2 protein-coding genes and 1 pseudogene are annotated in these 2,275 nt (G+C 63.6%); all 3 read right to left on the bottom strand.

The window, feature by feature from the left end; genetic code table 11:
• Window positions 1-696: ketose-bisphosphate aldolase (locus ABY948_RS12180; RefSeq protein WP_461482803.1), on the bottom strand; the 696-nt coding region annotated here is incomplete at its 3' end.
• Window positions 697-733: 37 nt separating this feature from the next.
• Window positions 734-1,903 carry a phosphoglycerate kinase gene (locus ABY948_RS12175; RefSeq protein WP_461482802.1) on the bottom strand — a complete coding sequence of 390 codons (1,170 nt, stop codon included), beginning with the start codon at window positions 1,901-1,903 and terminating at the stop codon, window positions 734-736.
• 7 nt (window positions 1,904-1,910) lie between these two features.
• Window positions 1,911-2,275: pseudogene (locus tag ABY948_RS12170) on the bottom strand (erythrose-4-phosphate dehydrogenase); the annotation flags it as partial.

The following is a 2,275-nucleotide window of genomic DNA, read 5'->3' as shown; positions in this document are numbered from 1 at the left end:
GTGCATCACCAGGTGGGTATTGGGAATGCGCGCGTTGATCGCCTTGATCCGCTCAATGGCCAGAATGTCGCCGGTGGGTGGGCGGGAAAACTTGTAGGCGCCGTGGGAGGTGCCGATGGCAATGGCCAGGGCGTCCACGCCGGTCTTGGCAACAAAGTCCGCCGCCTCTTCCGGGTCGGTCAACATCTGCTCGTGAGACAGGGTGCCCTCGGCGCCAATACCGTCCTCTTCCCCGGCCTGACCGGTTTCCAGGGAGCCGAGGCAACCCAGCTCACCCTCCACCGACACACCACAGGCGTGGGCCATGTCGACGGTGCGACGGGTCACCTCCACATTGTAGTCGTAGGAGGCCGGGGTCTTACCGTCCTCCTTCAGGGAGCCGTCCATCATCACCGAGCTGAAGCCCAACTGGATGGAGCGCTGGCACACCGCCGGGCTGGTGCCGTGATCCTGGTGCATGCACACCGGGATATGGGGGAACTCCTCGATTGCCGCCAGAATCAGGTGGCGCAGGAACGGCGCGCCGGCGTACTTGCGCGCGCCGGCCGAGGCCTGCACGATCACCGGGGAATCGCTCTGGTCCGCCGCTTCCATGATGGCGCGCATCTGTTCCAGGTTGTTCACATTGAATGCCGGTACGCCATAGCCCTGTTCGGCGGCGTGATCCAGCAGTTGGCGCAGTGAGATAAGTGCCATGAAATTATCCTTTAACTAATGTCCGTTGATTTCCAGATCAGCCGCGAGCGCGCTCTTCCAGCACCGCCACCGCGGGCAGCACCTTGCCTTCCACGTACTCCAGGAAGGCGCCACCGCCGGTGGAAATATAGGAAACTTTATCAGCGATGCCGTATTTGTCCACCGCCGCCAGGGTGTCGCCACCGCCGGCGATGGAGAAGCCGTTATTGGCCGCGATAGCCGCCGCAATGGCCTCGGTGCCGGCGCCGAACTGGTCGAATTCAAACACCCCCACCGGGCCGTTCCAGATGATAGTGCCGGCAGTGCGCAGGATCTCCGCCAGGGCTGCGGCGGTGTCGGGGCCGATATCAAAAATCATATCGTCCGCGGCAACATCTGCGGCCTGCTTGAGGGTGGCCACAGCGGATTCGGAGAATTCCTTGCCCACCACCACATCGCAGGGCAGGGGAATACTGGTTTTGGCCATCAGCTTCTGCGCGTCGGGGATCAGCTCGTGCTCGCAGAGGGATTTGCCCACCGGCAATCCCGCCGCCGCCAGAAAGGTGTTGGCGATACCGCCGCCGACGATCAGCTGGTCCACCTTGTCGGACAGGGTTTCCAGCACCGTCAGCTTGGTGGACACCTTGGAGCCGCCGACGATGGCCACCAGGGGGCGGGCCGGATTGGCCAGGGATTTCTCCAGCGCATCCAGTTCCGCCGCCAACAGCGGGCCGGCGCAGGCCACCGGCGCAAAGCGCGCCACACCGTGGGTGGAAGCCTGGGCGCGGTGGGCAGTGCCGAAGGCGTCCATCACAAAGATGTCGCACAGTGCCGCGTAGGCCCGGGACAGGGTTTCCTCGTCTTTCTTCTCGCCGGGGTTGAAACGGACATTTTCCAGCAGCGCCAGCTGACCGTTTTCCAGCTCGATGCCATCCCGCCAGTCCGCCACCACAGCCACCTCGCGGCCGAGCAGCTTGCCCAGGTGATCGGCCACCGGCTGCATGGCGTACTGCTGTTCAAACTGACCCTCGGTGGGACGGCCCAGGTGGGACATCAGGATGACCCTGGCACCCGCCTGCAGTGCCAGCTCAATGGTCGGCAGTGCCGCGCGAATCCGCGCATCGGAGGTGACCACCCCATCCTTGACCGGCACATTCAGATCCTCGCGGATCAAGACCCGCTTGCCCGCCAGGGCCAGATCGGTCATTTTCAGTACATTCAACGCCATCTTGTCGCTACCTTTCTCTATCGGGCACGGTGAACCAGTATTTCACCAGCTCCACCATGCGATTGGCATAACCCCACTCGTTGTCGAACCACACCAGCACCTTCACCAGCCGCCGCTGGCTGACCCGGGTCTGGCCGGCATCGACAATGCCGCTGCGGGGATCGTGATTGAAATCGCAGGAGGCCAGCGGCTCATCGGTGTAACCGAGAATTCCCGCCAGCCGGTGCTCGGCCGCCTCGGCCAACACCCGGTTGACGGCCGCGACGTCCACATCGCTGTTCAGCAGGATGGACAAATCGATGGCCGAAACATTGAGGGTCGGCACCCGCATGGCCTGGGCTTCAAAACGCCCGCTCAGCTCCGGCAACAGGC

It is taken from the genome of Porticoccus sp., from assembly GCF_041592135.1.
Taxonomy (GTDB): Bacteria; Pseudomonadota; Gammaproteobacteria; order Pseudomonadales; family Porticoccaceae; genus Porticoccus.
This window is presented reverse-complemented; position numbering and strand designations above follow the sequence as displayed.